The sequence below is a fragment of the Mesorhizobium sp. M5C.F.Ca.IN.020.32.2.1 genome (genome assembly GCF_004023105.1).
GTDB lineage: Bacteria > Pseudomonadota > Alphaproteobacteria > Rhizobiales > Rhizobiaceae > Mesorhizobium > Mesorhizobium wenxiniae.
The window spans coordinates 1-2,658 of record NZ_RZSX01000856.1; the positions used below are offsets into that span (position 1 = coordinate 1).

Here is a 2,658-nt window from a genome sequence, read left to right on the forward strand (position 1 = left end):
GCGCTCTGGTCATGCATCCCGGCCCGATGAACCGCGGCGTCGAGAGTGCCTCGGAAATCGCCGACGGGCCGCAGAGCGTCATCCAGGAACAGGTGGAGATGGGTGTTGCCGTGCGCATGGCGGTGATGGAAGCGCTGCTCGATCCCCGCCGCAACCGCGAAGTTGCCCGATGAGCACAACGGTCTTCAGCCGGGCCCGCATCATCGATCCGTCGCGCGGCATTGACGAGGTCGGCACCGTCATTGTCGAGGGCCGCAAGATCGTCGCTGCCGGCAAGTCGGCCTTGAACCAGGGCGCTCCGCAAGATGCTACCGTCATCGACTGCGCCGGCAAAGCAATCATGCCGGGCCTGATCGATGCGCGCGTCTTCATCGGCGAGCCGGGCGGCGAGCACCGCGAAACCATCGCTTCGGCCAGCTTGGCGGCGGCGGCCGGCGGCGTCACTTCCATCGTCATGATGCCCGACACCGACCCGGTGATCGACAATGTCGCGCTGGTCGAATTCGTGCTGCGCACTGCCAAGGATACGGCCATCGTCAACATCTTTCCGGCGGCGGCGATCACCAAGGGCCTCGAGGGCCGCGAGATGACCGAATTCGGCCTGCTGCGCGAGGCCGGCGCGGTCGCCTTCACCGACGGGCGGCACACCATATCAAGCGCACTGGTGATGCGCCGCGCGCTGACCTATGCGCGCGATTTCGGCGGCGTGATCGCGCATGAAACCCAAGACGCCGACCTCGCCTCATCAGGCGTCATGAACGAAGGCCTCTATGCCAGCTGGCTCGGCCTCGCCGGCATTCCGCGCGAGGCCGAGTCCATTCCGCTGGAGCGTGACCTTGCGCTGGCGCGGCTGACCGGCGGCGCCTATCACGCGGCCAAGATCTCGACGGCCATGGCGGCAACCGCGGTAACGCGGGCGAAAGCCGACGGCGCGAATGTCACAGCAGGCGTGTCGATCCACAATCTGTCGCTCAACGAGAACGATGTCGGCGAATACCGCACCTTCTTCCGGCTGACGCCGCCGCTGCGCGCCGAGGAAGACCGGCTGGCGATGATCGAGGCGGTCAAGGACGGCACGGTCGACATCATAGTCTCCTCGCACGACCCGCAGGACGTCGACACCAAGCGCCTGCCTTTCGCCGACGCCGCGGCCGGCGCCATCGGGCTGGAAACGCTGCTGGGTGCGGCGCTGCGGCTTTATCACAATGGCGACGTGACGCTGCTTAGATTGGTCGAGACCTTGTCCACCGCGCCGGCAAGACTGCTAGGCCTGCCCGGCGGCACGCTGAAGCCGGGCGCGATCGCCGATCTTGCGCTGGTCGATCTCGACGAGCCATGGATCGTCAGCGAAAGCGGTATCCGTTCGCGCTCGAAAAACACCTGTTTCGAAGGCGCGCGGCTGCAGGGCAAGGTCTTGCAAACGATGATGGCGGGCCGCACAGTGTTTTCAGCCTAATGCATGTCGCGCAAAAGTGTGCAGCGGTTTTGCGATAACGACATGCATAAAACAGTAACCTAAAGCGCGTCGCTGAGGCGGGTCAAACGCGACGCGCTTTAGGGCATATCTGGGGGAACAATGGCTTACGGCATCGTCTTGGCGCTGGTGTTCGGCTATCTGCTCGGCTCGATCCCGTTCGGGCTCCTGATCACACGTGCCGCCGGTCTTGGCGACGTCCGCAATATCGGCTCCGGCAATATCGGCGCCACCAATGTGCTGCGCACCGGCAACAAGGGCCTGGCCGCCGCCACGCTGCTGCTCGACGCGCTGAAAGGCACGGCGGCCGTGCTGATCGCCGGTCGCTTTGCACCGGAGCTCGGGCCCTGGGCCGGCCTCGGCGCCTTTTTCGGCCATCTGTTTCCGGTCTGGCTCGGTTTCAAGGGCGGCAAGGGGGTCGCCACCTATCTCGGCGTGCTGATTGCATTGGCCTGGCAGGTGGCACTGATCTTCGCCGTCGTCTGGCTGGCCGTCGCTTTCTTGTTCCGCTATTCCTCGCTGGCCGCGCTGACGGCAGCAGTCGTCGTGCCGATCGCGCTCTATGTCCTCAGCACGCCTGAGATTGCCGGGCTGTTCGCGCTGATGAGCCTGATCGTCATCATAAAACACCGCGCCAACATCACGCGGCTGCTGGCCGGCACCGAGGGCAAGATCGGAGCCAGGGAGTGAGCCAGCGCGCCGCCGGGCCGCGGCTCAGCGACCGGCAGCGGTTGAGCTGGCTTCGTTTGATTCGCACGCCGAATGTCGGCCCGGCCACCTTTCGCGACCTGATCAACCGTTTCGGCTCGGCCGAGACGGCGCTCGAGATGCTGCCCGAGCTGATGATTTCGGGAGGCGCCAGAAAGATCGTCCGCATCCCGTCGATGGCGGAGGCCGAGGCGGAAGTGGAGACAGCCCGGCGCGCCGGCGCCCGCTTCGTCGGCATCGGCGAAGGCGACTATCCACCGCTGATGAAAAGCATGGACCATCCGCCGCCGCTGCTCGCGGTCAAAGGCGAAGGCGCGGTGTTTCGGCTGCCGGCAATCGCCATCGTCGGCGCCCGCAACGCCTCGCTGGCCGGCATCAAGATGGCGCGAACGCTCGCCGCCGAACTCGGCCGCGACGGCTACGGCATCGTCTCCGGTCTGGCGCGCGGCATCGACACGGCAGCACATCAGGGCAGC

The 2,658-nt window shown here is 66.0% G+C and carries 3 protein-coding genes and 1 pseudogene; all 4 read left to right on the forward strand.

The annotated features are described in order from the left end of the window. Window positions 1-173 (forward strand): annotated as a pseudogene (gene pyrB / locus EOA86_RS29930) (aspartate carbamoyltransferase catalytic subunit); the annotation flags it as partial. Beyond that, window positions 170-1,456, forward strand: coding sequence for a dihydroorotase (locus EOA86_RS29935; RefSeq protein ID WP_128344935.1), 1,287 nt, complete (start codon window positions 170-172; stop codon window positions 1,454-1,456). The pseudogene pyrB and the gene EOA86_RS29935, both read left to right, overlap by 4 nt. Before the next feature lie 120 nt (window positions 1,457-1,576). Continuing rightward, window positions 1,577-2,164, forward strand: coding sequence for a glycerol-3-phosphate 1-O-acyltransferase PlsY (gene plsY / locus EOA86_RS29940; protein ID WP_065009561.1), 588 nt, complete (start codon window positions 1,577-1,579; stop codon window positions 2,162-2,164). Beyond that, window positions 2,161-2,658 (forward strand): DNA-processing protein DprA (locus EOA86_RS29945; protein ID WP_164892114.1); only part of this gene is annotated, 498 nt, incomplete at its 3' end. The genes plsY and EOA86_RS29945, both read left to right, overlap by 4 nt.